The 15,027-nt window shown below is 72.9% G+C and carries 16 protein-coding genes; 9 read left to right on the top strand and 7 right to left on the bottom strand.

Annotation, left to right across the window (positions count from 1 at the left end):
• Window position 1: 1 nt before the first annotated feature.
• From AB0G20_RS38265 to AB0G20_RS38245, 5 genes are all read left to right on the top strand, one after another.
• The gene (locus AB0G20_RS38265; protein ID WP_361311169.1) at window positions 2-898 is read left to right on the top strand and encodes a sugar phosphate isomerase/epimerase family protein; all 897 of its coding nucleotides are present in this window, start codon (window positions 2-4) and stop codon (window positions 896-898) included.
• Window positions 895-2,187 carry a M20/M25/M40 family metallo-hydrolase gene (locus tag AB0G20_RS38260; protein ID WP_361311166.1) on the top strand — a complete coding sequence of 431 codons (1,293 nt, stop codon included), beginning with the start codon at window positions 895-897 and terminating at the stop codon, window positions 2,185-2,187. The genes AB0G20_RS38265 and AB0G20_RS38260 overlap by 4 nt, the downstream gene beginning before the upstream one ends.
• Window positions 2,188-2,250: 63 nt before the next feature.
• Window positions 2,251-3,378, top strand: a complete 1,128-nt coding sequence (locus AB0G20_RS38255) for an Ldh family oxidoreductase (protein WP_361311164.1) — start codon at window positions 2,251-2,253, stop codon at window positions 3,376-3,378.
• Window positions 3,375-4,325: a Gfo/Idh/MocA family oxidoreductase gene (locus tag AB0G20_RS38250; protein WP_361311162.1), complete on the top strand. Its 951-nt coding sequence runs from the start codon at window positions 3,375-3,377 to the stop codon at window positions 4,323-4,325. Before AB0G20_RS38255 ends, AB0G20_RS38250 begins: the two co-directional genes overlap by 4 nt.
• A gap of 26 nt (window positions 4,326-4,351) precedes the next feature.
• Window positions 4,352-4,768, top strand: a complete 417-nt coding sequence (locus tag AB0G20_RS38245) for a hypothetical protein (RefSeq protein ID WP_361311159.1) — start codon at window positions 4,352-4,354, stop codon at window positions 4,766-4,768.
• 199 nt (window positions 4,769-4,967) lie between these two features.
• Here AB0G20_RS38245 and AB0G20_RS38240 read toward each other — a convergent pair whose 3' ends face one another.
• The 3 genes from AB0G20_RS38240 to AB0G20_RS38230 form a co-directional block, all read right to left on the bottom strand.
• Window positions 4,968-5,501: an EF-hand domain-containing protein gene (locus tag AB0G20_RS38240; protein ID WP_361311157.1), complete on the bottom strand. Its 534-nt coding sequence runs from the start codon at window positions 5,499-5,501 to the stop codon at window positions 4,968-4,970.
• Between the two features lie 183 nt (window positions 5,502-5,684).
• Window positions 5,685-6,944, bottom strand: a complete 1,260-nt coding sequence (locus AB0G20_RS38235; RefSeq protein ID WP_361311154.1) for a nucleotide sugar dehydrogenase — start codon at window positions 6,942-6,944, stop codon at window positions 5,685-5,687.
• Between the two features lie 48 nt (window positions 6,945-6,992).
• Window positions 6,993-7,301, bottom strand: a complete 309-nt coding sequence (locus AB0G20_RS38230) for a hypothetical protein (RefSeq protein ID WP_361311152.1) — start codon at window positions 7,299-7,301, stop codon at window positions 6,993-6,995.
• 365 nt (window positions 7,302-7,666) lie between these two features.
• Between AB0G20_RS38230 and AB0G20_RS38225 the strand changes: the two genes are divergently transcribed.
• Window positions 7,667-7,807 carry a hypothetical protein gene (locus AB0G20_RS38225; RefSeq protein WP_361311150.1) on the top strand — a complete coding sequence of 47 codons (141 nt, stop codon included), beginning with the start codon at window positions 7,667-7,669 and terminating at the stop codon, window positions 7,805-7,807.
• A 167-nt stretch (window positions 7,808-7,974) separates the two neighbouring features.
• Window positions 7,975-9,987 carry a serine/threonine-protein kinase gene (locus tag AB0G20_RS38220; protein WP_361311147.1) on the top strand — a complete coding sequence of 671 codons (2,013 nt, stop codon included), beginning with the start codon at window positions 7,975-7,977 and terminating at the stop codon, window positions 9,985-9,987.
• A gap of 15 nt (window positions 9,988-10,002) precedes the next feature.
• Here AB0G20_RS38220 and AB0G20_RS38215 read toward each other — a convergent pair whose 3' ends face one another.
• On the bottom strand, window positions 10,003-10,326 hold the full coding sequence (locus tag AB0G20_RS38215) for a deoxyxylulose-5-phosphate synthase (RefSeq protein WP_361311145.1): 324 nt from the start codon (window positions 10,324-10,326) through the stop codon (window positions 10,003-10,005).
• 207 nt (window positions 10,327-10,533) lie between these two features.
• Here AB0G20_RS38215 and argB point away from each other — a divergent pair, with 207 nt between their 5' ends.
• Entirely contained in the window at window positions 10,534-11,388 is an 855-nt protein-coding gene (argB, locus tag AB0G20_RS38210) for an acetylglutamate kinase (protein WP_361311233.1), read from the top strand.
• On the opposite strand, the gene AB0G20_RS38205 is transcribed toward argB, so the two are convergent.
• The 3 genes from AB0G20_RS38205 to AB0G20_RS38195 are packed head-to-tail and all read right to left on the bottom strand — an operon-like array spanning window position 11,375 to window position 13,722.
• Window positions 11,375-11,896 (bottom strand): GNAT family N-acetyltransferase, encoded by a 522-nt coding sequence (locus tag AB0G20_RS38205; RefSeq protein WP_361311142.1) that lies wholly within the window; start codon window positions 11,894-11,896, stop codon window positions 11,375-11,377. The two genes, argB and AB0G20_RS38205, sit on opposite strands and share 14 nt — an antisense overlap.
• A gap of 30 nt (window positions 11,897-11,926) precedes the next feature.
• The gene (locus AB0G20_RS38200) at window positions 11,927-13,501 is read right to left on the bottom strand and encodes an amidohydrolase (RefSeq protein ID WP_361311140.1); all 1,575 of its coding nucleotides are present in this window, start codon (window positions 13,499-13,501) and stop codon (window positions 11,927-11,929) included.
• 8 nt (window positions 13,502-13,509) lie between these two features.
• Window positions 13,510-13,722, bottom strand: a complete 213-nt coding sequence (locus AB0G20_RS38195) for an MbtH family protein (protein WP_361311136.1) — start codon at window positions 13,720-13,722, stop codon at window positions 13,510-13,512.
• Between the two features lie 93 nt (window positions 13,723-13,815).
• On the opposite strand from AB0G20_RS38195, the gene AB0G20_RS38190 reads away from it, so the two are divergent.
• Window positions 13,816-14,922, top strand: a complete 1,107-nt coding sequence (locus AB0G20_RS38190; RefSeq protein ID WP_361311133.1) for an alpha/beta hydrolase-fold protein — start codon at window positions 13,816-13,818, stop codon at window positions 14,920-14,922.
• Window positions 14,923-15,027 lie beyond the last annotated feature (105 nt).

Raw genomic sequence — 15,027 nt, 5'->3', positions numbered from 1 at the left:
CATGTCCCGGCACGGACCTCGCGTCCGGGAGTTCGGGCCGCTCGCCGGCATCGGCGACGAGGCGGCACCCGGCACCGATGGGCAACTGGCCGCCCTGCGACGCCTGGGCTGGAAGGCCATCGAACTGCGCACGGTCGACGGCACGGCCCTCGCCGACCTCTCCGCGACCGCCTTCGGCACGCTGGCCCGGCGGCTTGCGGAGGCCGGCGTCACCGTGACCGCCGTCGCCTCCCGGATCGGCAACTGGTCCCGTCCCGTCACCGGTGACTTGGGCCTGGACCTGGCGGAACTCGACGTCCTGGCCGAGCGCTGCGCCACCCTCGGCTGCCGTCTGGTGCGGATCATGTCGTACCCCAACGACGGTCTGACGGAGACCGAGTGGGCCGACCGCGTCCTGGCCCGCACCGCCGTCCTGGCGGACCGCGCCGAGCGCGCGGGCCTGGTGCTGGTGCACGAGAACTGCGCGGGCTGGGCCGGGGACCGGGCCGACCGGGCGCTACGACTGGTGCGCGCCGTGGAGAGCCCGGCCCTGCGACTGCTGTTCGACACCGGCAACGGCGTCCCGTACGGCTACCGCGCCCCGGACCTGCTCCGCGACCTCGCCCCGTACGTCGTCCACGTCCACATCAAGGACGCCGTCCGCACCCCGGACGGCGGCACCGCCTACACCCTGCCCGGCGAGGGTGAGGCCGGGGTGGTGGAGTGCCTGGAGCTGCTGGCCGCCCACGGCTACACCGGAGCGCTGTCCCTCGAACCCCATCTCGCGGTGCGCCCCCACGAGGGGCTCGCCCGGGCCGGTGAGGGCTCCGTCGACCTGTTCGTCCGGGCCGGGCAGGCGCTCGCCGGGCTGCTGGGCGCCGGGCAGCCGGTCACCGGCCCTCTGGACGGCCCGGCGTGAGCGACCTGTTCACCGGCCGGCACCGAGAGCTGCTGCTGGACCTGCTGCGCCTGCCGAGCGTCAACCCCCTGGAGGCCGGTCCGGACGATCCACCGTCGCGGCTGCCCGAGATCCTCCAGCGGTACGCGACGGCCGCGGCCGAAGCGGGGTTCCGCACCGTTCGCCTCGCCGGTCCGCCCGCCGCCTGCCTGGACCGTCCGGGCGTGCCGTCCACGGTCCGCGCCGCCGCCCGCGCTCCGCACTTCCTCGCGGACCAGCCCAGCCTGCTGCTGCGGCTGGGACCCGAGCGTCCCCGTGAGCACACCGTGATGTTCAACGTCCACCTGGACACCGTCGCCGGACACACCCCGCCGGCCTTCGACGGCGTGCGGTTCACCGGCCGTGGCGCGGTCGACGCCAAGGGACCCGCCGTGGCCCTGCTCGCCGGGCTGCTGGCCGCCGCGTCCCACCCCGCCATCGGACGGGACGTCACCGTCCTGCTCCAGGCCGTGGCCGGGGAGGAGGGCGGCGCCCTGGGCACGTACGGCACCCGCCCGCTGCTGGAGGCCGGGCATCACGGCCGACTCAACGTGTTCTGCGAGCCGACCGGGCTGCGCGCGCTGCCCCGGGCCACCGCCGCGATGACCGCGCGGATCACCGTCGCGGGCGAGGACGCGGTGGACGACCACCCGGACGCCGGACACAACGCCACCGTGCTGCTGGGATTCCTGGCCCAGCACCTCGCAGCCCGCCTGGACGGGGCCGTGCCCGGTACGCGGGTGTGCGTCGCCGGACTGCACACCGGCCACACGCACAACCGCGTCCACGGCACCGGCACGCTGCTGATGAACCTGTCGTACCGCCGCACCGCGGACGGCGACCGCCTGAAGACCGAGGTCACCCGGCACGTCGCCGACGGCCTGCGCTGCTTCGCCGAACGCTTCGCCCTCGCACGGGAGTTCGCCCGCACGGCGCGGGACGCGGCACGGATCACCCGGCTCGGCTGGGACAAACAGGGCCTGCCCGCGCTGGACGACTCCGACCCGTGGGCCGAGGAACTCCTGGCCCGCGCGGGAGCCCGGCCGGCTGCCGGCGACCCCGGCTTCACCTGCGACGCGATCTGGGCAGCCGGGCTGGAGGACGCCTTCACCACCGTGCTCGGCCCCGGCTGTCTCGCCGCCAACCGCGCCCACGCGCCCGGTGAGTTCGTCGACCTCGCCGACCTGGAGGAGTTCGCCGGCGTGGTCCGCCGGCTCGTCACGTTCTTCGCCGAAGCGCTGCCGGCGTCATCAGCGCACGGACCGCCGTAGAGCGCCGCACCCCCAAGCGAACGACCTTTGAAGTGAACCGCCCCGCCCCGTAAGGAATCCCGTATGACGGCACCCACCGCCCCGCGAGCGGCGGTCGAGCGCACCACCGTCCTCGTCGACCACCCGGAGCTGCATGCCTCGCTCACCGGCCTCTTCTCCGGCCACGGCATCCCTGACGCGCGGGCCCGGCTCGCCGCGGACGCGCTGTGCCACGGCGACCTGACCGGGCTCGACTCGCACGGCGTGTTCAACCTCACCCGGCTCTACCTGCCGTTGCTGGAGTCCGGCCGCTGCGACCCCCGCGCCGAACCACAGGCCCTCACCGACCTGGGCGCCTGCGCGGTCGTCGACGCTCGCCGCGCCTTGGGCCTGTGGGCCGCGGCCGAGGCCATGGACGACGCCGTGGCACGGGCCGGCCGGCACGGGGTCGGGCTGGTGTCGGTGCGCGGGGCGACCCACTTCGGGTGCGCCGGCTTCCACGCCGTGCGCGCCGCGCACGCCGGGATGATCGGCGTGGTCGCGAGCAACTGCGGTGGCCAGCGCATCGCACGGCCCCCGGGCGGCACGGTGGCGATGCTCGGCACCAATCCGCTGAGCGTCGCCGCGCCGGCCCTCGACGGACACCCGTTCCTGCTGGACATGAGCACCACCGTCGCGCCCACCGGGCGGGTCCGCGTCGCCGCCCGCCGCGGCACCCCGGTCCCCGCCGGCTGGCTGGAGGACGCGGCGGGCGCAACGGTGACCGACCCGTCCGCCTTCGACCGCGGCGAGGCCTTCCTGCGCTGGCTGGGCGGCACGGCCGAGACCGGCGTCCACAAGGGCTACGGGCTCGGCATCGCCGTGGAACTGCTGGCCGCCGTGGTGTCCGGCGCGGCCCTCGGGCCCGCGCCCGCCGCCCTGGAAGGCGACGGCCGGCCGCACGGCAGCGACGACGGCATCGGCTTCTTCCTCCTCGCGATCGCCCCGGAGGTGCTGCGCCCCGGCGCGGACGTGGCCGCCGCGACCCGGTCCCTGTTCGGCGCCCTCGTCGACTGCCCGCCGGTACCCGGCGGCGACCCGGTGCGCTATCCGGGCTGGCGGGAGGCGGAACTCGCCGCCGAGCGCCGCCGCCACGGCATCCCCCTGCCGCCGCACCTCCATGCGGAGCTGACCGCCCTCGGTCTCCTCGGCGGTCCCGGGAGCCCGCGATGACCCGGCCCTTGCGACTCGGCGTCGTCGGTCTCGGCGCCATCTCCCCCTACTATCTGGCCGCCGCTGAACGGCTGCCCGAGTGGCGGCTGACCGCCGTGTGCGACGCCCGCGCCGAGGCCTTGGAGCAGTTCCCCGGCCCGGCGGCACGCTTCAGGGACCACCGCACGCTGCTGGACCGGGCACGACCGGACGCCCTCGTCGTGGCTGTGCCCAACGACGTGCACCTGCCCCTGTGCAGGGACGCCCTGGCCGCCGGCGTCCCCGTCTGCGTCGAGAAGCCCCTCGCCCTGACCGCGGCCGAGGGGTCCGTGCTGGTGGAGTTGGCGCGGCGCTGCGGGGTCCCGCTGATGACGGCGTTCCACCGCCGTTACAACGACGCCGTCCGCGTACTGGCGCGCCGGACGACGGGCCGGGAGATCCGCTCCGTCCGGGTGCGCTATCTGGAGCGCATCGAGGAGCATCTCGGCGGCGAGGACTGGTACCTGGACCCGGCCCGCTGCGGCGGCGGCTGTGTGGCGGACAACGGCCCCAACGCCCTCGACCTGGTGCGGCTGCTGCTCGGTGAACTCGCCGTCACCGGCTGCGAGATCCACCGCGACGTCTCCGGCGTCGACCGTCGGGCGGTGATCCGCCTGCGTGGCCGTACGGGAGCCACGGCCTCGGTCGAGCTGGACTGGTCGTACCCAGGCGAACGCAAGGATGTGGAGGTGGAGCTGGCCGGCGGAGAGGTGCTGCACGCCGACATGCTGGCCGGACACACCGGCTTCAAGGCGTCGCTGTGGCACGAGTACGAGGCGATCCTCACCGAGTTCGCCGCGCTGGTCCGTACCGGTGCCCCGGCCGGCCCGGGGGCGCACGGCGGCCTGGCCGCGCTGGAACTGGTGGAGGCGGCCTACCGCTGTGCCCGGCCCGCATGCGATGCGACGGCAGCGGAGGCGGACCGGTGAATCCGGCGGAGGACGGCCCAAAGCGCGTGGTGCGCGGAGCACTGGTCAAGGTGCTCGTGCACCGCCGCACGGACCGCGGCATGCGGCTGGAGGAGCACGCGGCGCGTTGCGTACGCCGGGGCGAGGTGCACGAACTGGTCACCACCGACCAGTGGGACCCGCGCCCAGGCGCCCGGATCGACCGGGTGGGTTTCCTGGGCTTCGCCGAGCTGTTGTGCGGCGGTGTGATCGACCGGGGCGACCTGGTGCGGATCGGGGACATGACGGTCGGCACGGTGCTCGGCTTCGATGCCTGCCACCTGCCCAACCACTACAACATCCTGATCCACGCGGCGCATCCGGTCAGCGGCCGGGACCTGGGGCTGCGGCCGGAGGGTGTCGTCACCTTCGTCCAGGGCCGGGCTGGGGACAACGGCACTGTCCCCGCGCCGCCCGGTGCCTGACAGGTGCGAGCAGAAGCGGTCTCTGGCGGGGCTTCCACGGACCCGGGTGCACGGAGGATCCGCAGGACGGTTCCGGGCGGTTCCGCGGCCAAGCGGTCGTGCACAGGGTGGCGCCGCCCCTCTGGACGGGCGGCGCCACGCTGTGGCCCGTGACCCCGGGTGGTCGCCCACCCGGGGTCACAGCTGCCCTTCGGGCAGGTCAGCCGAGCAGCTCGACCTCCAGTCGGCCGAAGTGGAAGTCGCGGACGGTCTGCAGCAGTTCGTCCTCGGACAGCTTTCCGTCGCCGTTCCTGTCCACCTTCTGGAAGATCTCCCCGGCTTGGGAGGCCGGCACGCCGACCGCGGACAGCCAGGCCTTGAACTCACGGGCGTCGATCTCGCCGTCGTGGTTGTCGTCGCACAGGCGGACCAGCGCCTTCACGATGGGAGAGAGCGCACGGTTGAAGCTCGCCTCACCCTCCTTGAAGAGCAACTCCCCCGTGGCGTCGAGGAACTGCTCCCGGCTGATGGCGCCACCGGCCGGGACACCGGCCTTCTGGGCCAGGTGCTGGTACAGCCCCTGGAACGCGTCGTGGAGCTCCTGCACTTCCGGGGCGTCGGCGTTCTTGCCGAGGTTCTGGGCGATCCGGGCGGCCTCGCCCTGGAAGTCGCTCGCCTCCAGGACGCCGTTGCCGTCGGTGTCCCACTTCTCGAAGCGCTTCACCAGGCGGTCGTTGGCGACAGCGGAACTCATATGTCTCTCCTTCTCTCGGACGGAGTCCGAGGGTGTCGGGTGGTGCGGCTTGTTCCGGATGGATGACGGACCGCGGCACCTGGGCAGGGCCGCGACCGCGCAGGGCGATACCGCTGCGCGGGCTCTGGGGCCGGCGAGGGCCGGCGGGAGGAGGCACCGGCTCTGGGGGCCGGCACGCGGAGATCAGAGGAGGGTGACCCTGCTGCCCACGGCCTTGCCGCGGGTGTCGAGCAGGGCGCAGCGGGCTTGGCCCAGTGCTTCCCTGGCGTAACAGGCGTGGTCCTGCAACAGGATCGCCACATCGGCCTGGGCCATGGCTTCCTGGAGGTTTTCGGCGCGCGGCAACGACCGGCCGGCGACCGTGAACTCGGCTATGTACGGGTCGTGGTAGGACACCTCGGCACCGGCGGCGAGCAGTCCTGCAGCCACCGGGTGCGCCGGCGTCTCCCGTACGTCGGCCACATCCGCTTTGTAGGTGATTCCGAGCAGCAGGGCCCGTGCGCCCTCGGGGCGGCCCCGGACGTCGGTGAGCAGGGCCAGCGCTCGGTCCACGACATGGTTCGGCATACGGCCGAGGACCTCGTGTGCGGCTGCCAGCGTGCGGAAGGCGAAGCCCTGGGACTCGGCCCGCGCGGCGAGATAGCGGGGGTCGACGGGAACGCAGTGCCCGCCGACGCCGGGTCCGGGCCTGAAGGGTGCGAAGCCGAACGGCTTCGACGCGGCGCAGTGCAGCACGTCCCAGATGTCGATGCCGGTCTCGTGGCAGAACAGTGCCACTTCGTCGACCAGGGCCATGTTGACGTACCGGTAGGTGTTTTCGAGGAGTTTGGCCATCTCCGCCTCCCGCGTACCGCGGGCGACGACGAGTTGGTCGACGAACCGGGAGTAGAACGCGACGGCGTACTTGGCGCACAGCGCGCTGCAACCGCTCACGACTTTCGGCGTGTTGCGGATGGTCCACGTCTTGTTGCCGGGGTCGATGCGCTGCGGCGAATACGCCAGGTGGAAGCCCTCGCCCGCCCGCAGCCCGCTGCCGTGCTCCAGCAGCGGACGCACGACATCCTCCGTGGTGCCGGGATAGCTGGTGGACTCCAGGACGACGAGCATGCCGGGACGCAGCCGGGCGGCGACGGCCCGGGCTGCGTCCTCGACCGCGGACAGGTCGGGTAAGCCCTCCGGTGTGAGTCCGGTCGGCACACAGATCACCACGGTCTGCGCGCCGTCCAGGACCTCTGGGTCGGTCGTGGCATGAAAGCCCGCGTCCAGCATGACCGCGACCTCGGCGTCGAGGACACCGCCGACATGGGAACGGCCTTCGGCGAGTCCGGACACCACCGTGCCGCACACGTCGTACCCCACGGTCGCCAGACCGGCCGAGAGCGCGGCTCTGGAGAGCGGCAGCCCGACATGCCCCAGCCCGATGACGACGAGATCGGCAGCCATGTGCGTACGTTCTCCTGAAGGTGTGGGGGGAACAGGAACAGGAGTGGCTCAGGCGGAGAAACTGCCGCTGCCGGGCGCCACGTGCGAGCCGTATCCGGGCTGCACGGTGAGGCCGGGGGTCAGACAGAACGGGTCGGCGTAGACAGTGACCGGACGATCGGTGTGGTTCGTCAGCACATGCGCGTCGGGCGGAAGCTTCTGGCACCCGTGCGGATCGCGATAAACGGTCAGTGGCGTCACTTCCGTGCTGAACACCGCAACATCGCCCTGCTCCGCCGCGGCAGCGGTGCCGGTGGCGGCGTGGACCGCGAGCAGCGCACCGGCGGCGGCGAGCGTGAAGACACGGGCGCAGCGCATGAATTGGTCCTTTCGGCAGTGTGTTGTCGCAATGATTCTTTTCGGTAGACGCACCCGCTAAGCACGGGCCCTCCCTGATGAGCCCGAACCAGTGATGCCGTCAAACAGAATTGACGCCTCGGTCGGTGATCCGAGCGCAGGCGAATCCAAGCGAACCCGGGCATGCCGTAACGGCTTTCCCGGGTGCGGCAGCGCTCACCGGTGTCCTGGGCGAACCCCCGGCCTGGGCCCTTGCACGACAACGGCCCCCTTCACGGCTGCCCCCATCAGCAGTCGGAGGCTCGCGACCCGGTATTCCGACCGCCCCCGGGGGCAAAGCCGCATAGGCTCGCGTCGCACAGGTCGACGGCCGGGGAGGGACCGCGATGCGACAGGGCAGAGCCGGGCACGAGCAGGCGCTGGACGCCATGATCGGGATGCTGCGGGGGCGGGCACCTCAGGGGGCGGAAGGCGTGCAGTACGGGCGGCTCGGCACCGAACTGAACCTCCGAGCGTCCACGGACTGAAGGACTGGCAGAGCAGGTCGCCGACCTGTGACGTCTTCTGTCCCAGCCATCGAGCCGGGCGCGCGCGGCTCGACGGTCGTGAGCTTCGCCCCCTCCGCCCGGCACCCGCCGGATGCGATCGACACCCGGCCCGCCCGGAATCACCCCTCTGCTTCAAGGAAGTGCTCGTGACCGCAATCGGCTCCGGCGGAAGAGTTCAGCCGGCTCGCCCGGGCGACCCCACCCGCATCGGCCCCTACCGCATCATCGGCCGCCTCGGCGCGGGCGGTATGGGCACCGTCCACGCCGGAGTCGCCTCCGACGGAATGCGCGTCGCGGTCAAGGTGATCCACCCCGAGCAGGCCCAGGATCCGGAGTTCAGGGCCCGTTTCCGGCGCGAGGTGGAACTGTCCTCCCGCGTCACCGGGCCGCACCTGGTCCCCCTGCTCGCGGCCGATCCGAATGCGCAGACCCCGTGGCTGGCCACCGCCTACGTTCCGGGACCAACACTGACCCAGCACGTGCTCGCGCAGGGGCCGCTCACGGAAGGAAGCCCGTACGCGTTCGCGGCCGCCACCGCGCAGGCGCTGGCCGCCATTCACGCCATGGGGGTGGTGCACCGCGACGTGAAGCCGCAGAACGTCCTGCTCACACCCGTCGGCCCCCGGCTGCTGGACTTCGGTATCGCGCACGCCGCCGACGGAACCAGCGTCACCCGGACGGGGGTCATGACCGGCACCCCCGGCTGGATCAGCCCCGAGCAGTACCGCCAGGGCACCGCGGGTCCGGCGGGTGACGTGTTCGCGTGGGGGGCGCTCGTGGCCTATGCGGCGACCGGCCGGCTGCCGTTCGGGGCCGGTGCGCCCGATGTGGTGGCCTTCCGCGTGATGTCGGGCGAGGCCGACCTGGATGGCGTGCCCGCACCCCTGCGCCGGATCGTGGAGAAGGCGCTGGCCCAGGACCCGGGTGAGCGTCCGTCGGCCGCCGAGGCCGCCCAGGAGTGCGCGGTGCTCCTGGCCTCTCAGGTCACTCAGGTGCCGAGTGCCGATGCGTTACCGGCGGCGGCCGCGGACATGATCACTGCCGCGTGGGAAGTGCCGGCCGCTGAGGACGTCTCCTGGCAACTGCCGTCGGACAGGAGTCGATCGCGGAAGCGGCTGGTAGCCGCGGTCGCCGTCGCGGCAGGCGTCATCGGCGGGCTGGCCGGAGGAGTGGCGGCGCTGCTGCCGGACGACACCGGGGGCGGCCGTCACAGCCCCTCGTCCGCGGCCTCGGCGTCACCGCTGGTCCCGGCCGGATCAGGGCAGGCTTCGGCGAGCACCGCACAGGGGGACGGGAAGGCGGAGCGGCAGGCCGCGAGCGGTGGCTCGGCGAGTGTGGCGAGCTGGAACCAGGCGCGAGCGGCACAGGGCGCAGGGGAGCACGACGTGGCACGCGCCGTCCTGCACGACCAGGGTGTCGAGGCGCAGTACCTCGGCGACGGCGCCGACTTCACTCCGGGGACCGTGCGGTTCCACGCGTCGCGCCGGGAGGTCTACCTCTCGTACCGGCTGACCTCCGACGAGCAGGGGACGCTGTACGCGGAGACGGAGATCGCCAGGTCGATGTGCCTGACGCTGCGCGACGTCGTCCTCCGCCTGCACCCGGACCTGCCGTACCGCACGTACGTCATGGTGAAGGAGGAGCAGGGCCAAGATCCGCGGGTGACCTGGCAGGACGACTTCGTCACCGACACCGACTGCCGTTCGGCCGCCGACGACGACACGGGGCAGGACGGGGACGGTGCGCAGGGCTGGCATCCCGACGAGGACGGTCTGGGGCAGGCGATGATCCCCAGTACCGACAGCGCGGAGATCCGGGTCGCGGACGCCACCGCCAGGAAGATCATCACAGGTACCAACGGGATGCGTCGGACGCTCGGCACCGATCGGGTGCTCGGCAACAAGCACATCAAAGTGGGCTTCGACCCCGACGACTCGGTGATGTACGTCTGGTCGGAATACCTGCAGTGGAACGAGAAGCAGGTCGAGTCCTGGGCGGCTCTGGCCGCCCGCGAGGCATGCCGGGCTCTGGTGAGCGAACGGGAGAGCGCGGGAAGCGCCTGGCCGTACTCTCGCTACGCCGTGGCGGAGATCGGTGCGTCCGGCTACCTGATGATCCGTTGGGACACGGCCACCACGCGGGCCGGCTGCCCGGCCTGAGCGGACGTCCTGTGTTCAGAGGTGCCGTACCAGTGCCCTGGCGAAGGGCTCGCCGTTGCGCCGGGCGTACGTCATCCGCTCGCGCACCTCGCTCAGCGTGCGGGGGCGGTAACCGGGCCCGCCGCAGCAGCTCTTGTGGAAGCGGACGCCGGCGTGCAGCAGCACGGACAGTGTCCGCCAGGCCGCGGTGTCCCGGCGGCGGGGTGTCGCGAAGGCGGAGCCCACGTGGATCAGCGGCTGCGCGCAGCGGGGGCAGATCCGCTGCCTGTCCCTGTCGTACGGCTGCTTGTACGAAGCCCGGCACGGCAGGCAGACGTAGGAGGTCTTCGCATGTCCCATGCCGCCAGGGTAGGCAGCACCCGGGCGGTACGCGACGGAGTTCTCGCAGCCTGCCCGGCCGCCTGCGCTTCAGCCGTGGCGCTTGGTAAGGTTAGCCTTATCTAACGGACTTCGTGCATGACCTGCGGCACCACTTCGCCCGGGACCTGCCCCGCCATGAAACGGAGTGTCCGCGTGACCGTGACAGCCGCCCGTGATGGGGATCCGCTGGCCGGGCCACTTCCCTGGCCCGAGAACCCGCGGGGCAGTGTCGTCGTCGTCAAGTTCGGCGGCAACGCCATGGTGGACGCGAAGCTCCAACTGACCTTCGCCCAGGACGTCGTCGAGTTGTGGCACGCGGGTCTGCGCCCGGTCGTCGTGCACGGTGGCGGGCCGCAGATCAGCGCGATGCTGGACCGGCTCGGCCTGGAGACCCGCTTCGAGGCGGGGCTGCGGGTGACCACACCCGAGACCATGGACGTGGTGCGCATGGTGCTGACGGGGCGCGTACAGCGGGAGCTGGTCGGGCACATCAACGCCCACGGCCCCTTCGCGGTGGGCCTGACCGGGGAGGACGCGCACACGATGACGGCCGTGCGGCGGCCGGCCCGGGTGAACGGGCGGGCGGTGGACATCGGCCTCGTCGGCGACGTCGTGGACGTCAACCCGGCCATGGTGCGGGCCCTGTTGGAGCAGGACCACATCCCCGTCGTGTCCCCCGTGGCGCGCGGCGCGGACGGGCAGGTCTACAACGTCAACGCCGATCTCGCAGCGGCGGCCCTCGCCGTCGCCCTCGACGCCGAGCGGCTGGTGATGCTCACCGACGTCGAGGGGCTGTACGCGGACTGGCCGCGCAGCACCGAGGTGATCGGGCGTCTGACGGCCCGTGCGCTGGACGGGCTGCTGCCCGGGCTGGCGAGCGGGATGCTGCCGAAGATGGAGGGCTGCCTGCGGGCCGTCCGCGGCGGGGTGCGCACGGCGCACGTGGTGGACGGCCGTGTGCCGCACGCGGTGCTGCGCAGTGTGCTCGCCGGGGCCGGCCCGGGCACCACCGTGGTTCCCGACGTGGTCACCACGTCCTGACCAGGACGCGCGCGTTGCGCCGCGGGTCCAGGGACGCTGCCCAGGGCCGCGGCGCGCGGTGCGCGGTCGTGGGCGTGAAGCCGTAGCGGAGGAACAGTCCGGCGCCACCGGTGGTCGCCGTGAACAGGGCGTCGAGCGACTGGGCGCGGGCCGTGGCGAGCACCGCGCGTAACAGCCCGGCGCCCGCTCCGCTCCCCTGCCGGTGCGCGGCCACGCAGAAGTTGTAGACGACGCCCGCGCGTTCGCAGCCCTCCTCCGCGTCGGCGGGGTACGCGCGCAGGCCCACACAGCCGTCGAGGGTCCCGTCGCGGGCCTCCAGTACCAGGAAATCGGCCGCGTGGGCGGCGTAGAGGGAGACGGGGCGTTCGCGCAGCGCGCCCGAGCGCACGAAGGGCCGGGACAGGGAGGCGAGGGCGGCGGCCTCCTCCGGGCGCGCGGTGCGCACGGTGGGCGTCGGTGCGACAAGGGCGCGCGGCAGCGCGGCAGGGCGCGGCGTGGCCGTGGTCAAGGGGTTCCTTCCTCGGTTCCGGACCGGGGATCAGGTACGCGGACGGCTCGGGAGGCCGGCCACGTACGTCTCCACGACCTCGATGTCGCCGATGCGCGAGCTGTCGACGTTCCGGGGGTCGTCGCCGAGGACGACCAGGTCGGCGTGTTTGCCCGGGGTGAGGCTGCCCAGGCGGTCCTCCCAGTGGCAGGCGCGGGCGCCGGCGACGGTGTAGGCGTGCAGGGCCTGGTCGACGGTGACGGCCTCGTCCGGGCCGATGAGCTGCCCGGAGGCGGAGGCGCGCTCGACCATGAACTGGACGGCGCGCAGGGGCGATCCGTCGGCGACCGGCCGGTCCGAACTGCCCACCAGGGGAATACCGTGGTCCAGGAAGGCCCGGCCCCGGTACATCCAGGGCGCCCGCTCCTTGCCCATGATCGAGGCGTAGTCGTCGCCGAAGCAGCGCAGGAAGCTGGGCTGCACGACCGCGCTGACGCCGAGTCGCGCGAAGCGCGGGAGCTGGTCGGGCCGGATCAGCCCGGCGTGTTCGATGCGGTGGCGTGCCTCGGGGCGGGGGCGCAGGCGCTGAGCGCGCTCGATCGCGTCCAGGGCGATGTCGGCCGCGCGGTCGCCGATCGCGTGCACGGCGAGCTGCCAGCCGGCGAGGTGGCCGTCCACGATGAGGCCGGTGAGCACGTCCGGGTCGTCCTGCAACTGCCCGGCGTGGTCGAGCCCTTCGTACGGGCTGGTCAGGGCGGCCGTACGGGCCATCATGCCGCCGTCGGTGTAGACCTTCAGCGCGCCCACGGACAGCCGGTCGTCGCCGAACCCGGTGCGCAGTCCGAGGTCGAGGGCCCTCGGGATGCCGTCGGTCTCGTGGGCGGTCACGGGGCGCAGCCGGTCCGCGGAGACCATGAGCTGCACGCGCAGCGGCAACAGGTCCTTGTCGCGGGCGAGTTGGTAGGCGCCGAGTTCGACGGGGCTGTGGCCGAAGAGGGTGCCGCCGATGCCCGCTTCGGCGCAGGCGGTGACGCCCTCGGCCAGGCAGGTGCGGGCCGCGCGGCCGATCGCCTCGGCCAGGTCCTCCTGGGCGTGCGGCAGGCGCAGGGCACGGGCGGCGCCCATGGCCTGCTCGGCGAGGAAGCCGTTCTCGTGCGGGATGTCCGCGGGGAGCAGGTCCAGGACGGCGGTGTTGACGACGCAGCCGTGCCCGGAGTCGTGCAGCAGGTAGAGCTTGCGTCCGTCGCTGACCCGGTCGAGGTCGGCGGCGGTCAGGTGGCGGCCCAGGGCCCGCTGGTCGTAGCCGGCGATGCTCACCCAGTCGCCGGGGGCGCGGGTGCGGGCGACGGCCTCGGCCACGACCGCGAGCACGTCGTCGACGCGGGTGCGTCCGGCGATGCTCGGGGTGGTCTGCTTGAACCCGGTCCAGGCGAGGTGGACATGGGCGTCGATGAACCCCGGCAGCACGGTGGCGCCCTGCAGGTCGACGACCTCCCGGGCGGGCAGGGAGGTCACCGCCTCGTCGAGGCCCGCGATCCGGCCCTGCCAGATGCCCAGGTCATGAGCGACCGGGTGATCCGGATCCATGGTCAGGAAACGGGCGTTGGTCAGCCTGGTGCACAGCATCGGCGGGGTCAGGCGTCCTGGGCCGTGGCGAGGGACCGGGGGCGCAGGTCCGTCCAGTGGGTCTCGACGTACTCCAGGCAGGCCTCGCGGGTGTTCTCGGCGAAGGCGATCGTCCATCCCCCGGGCACCTCGGCGAAGGACGGCCAGAGGGAGTGCTGGCCCTCGTCGTTCACCAGGACGAGGAACCGGCCTTCGTTGTCGTCGAAGGGGTTGGTGCTCATGCGTCGTGCCTCCTCGGAAGGCCAAGATTAGGTTAGGCTCGCCTAATTGACGGAGCTTAGCCTTTGTCCCTTCCCTCTCACAAGGAGACGTTCATGCGTGTGGCCGCGGCCGGCAGGGAGGACGCGTTCGCCGGGTTCGGGCTGCCCGGGACGCCCGGCAGTGACGCGTTCTGGGCCTCTGTCGGGGCGCCCTCGTCGGCGCCCGCGGAGGACGGCGGTTGGGTGACCCTGTTCCTGTGGCGCGGGTCGTCGCCGGCCAGGATCGAGTTCGAGAGCTGGTCGGAGCCGGTGCCCCTGCGGCGCTGGGCCGAGTCGGACTGCTGGTACGCCGAGGTGCGCATGCCCGCACGGCTGCGGGTGACGTATCGGTTCGTGGTGGAGGACGCCGCCCACCCCGACCCGTTCAACCCGGCCGGTGCGGGCGGTGACCGGTCCATCGTCGCGACGCCGGACGCCCCGGAGCAGCCGTACTGGCCCGTCGTCGGGCCCGATGCGGTGCTGCCCGTGCCGCGGGCGCGGATTCGCTGGTCGAGTGACCGGCTGGGCGGGCGGCGTACGGTGCGGGTGCATCCGGCGGGGGGTGGCGGGCCGGTGGTGCTGCTGCTCGACGGGGACGACTGGCTGTATCTGCATCCTGCTGTGACCGCGTTCGACGCGGCCGTGGCGGCCGGTGAGTTGCCGCCGGTCACGCTCGTCTTTCTCCCCGCCAAGGACCGGGCGGCCGAGTTCACGTGCCGGCCCGAGCTGTGGGAGGCGGTGCGGGACGAACTGCTGCCGTTGGTGGCGGAGTCGGGCGTGCCCGCCGACCCGGAGCGGCTGGTGGTCGCCGGGCAGAGTCTCGGCGGGCTGAGTGCGGTGTACGCGGCTCTTGAGTTTCCCGAGTTGGTGTCGCGGGTTGCCTGTCAGTCGGGGTCGTTCTGGTGGACTCCGGATGCCCTGGAGTGGGCCGATCCGTTGGGGGGCCCGGTCGGGGGTGCCATCGCCGAGCGCCTGCGGAAAGGTGCGTTTCTGTCGGGGCTGCGGGTCGCGTTCGACGTCGGGGAGCACGAGGACCGGATGCTGCCCCATTGTGAGGTGACCGAGGGCTTGGCCGAGCGGGCCGGGGCGACCGTCCGGGTGTCCCGGTCCGCGTCGGGGCATGATCGGGCCGGGTGGCGGCATGCGCTGCTCAGGGACGTCGGCTGGGCCCTCGGTGAGTAGTGGTCCGCGGGCCGCCGGTGGGGCTGGTCGCGCCCACGCGGCGGAGCCGCACATCGACTCAGCCCCGCGCCCCTGAAGGCATGTCCCCCCAGCCCCCTTTGAAGC

It is taken from the genome of Streptomyces sp. NPDC024017, assembly GCF_040638895.1.
Lineage (GTDB): Bacteria > Actinomycetota > Actinomycetes > Streptomycetales > Streptomycetaceae > Streptomyces.
Note: the sequence above shows the minus strand (reverse complement) of the source record. Positions and strands in the feature narration are given on the sequence as shown.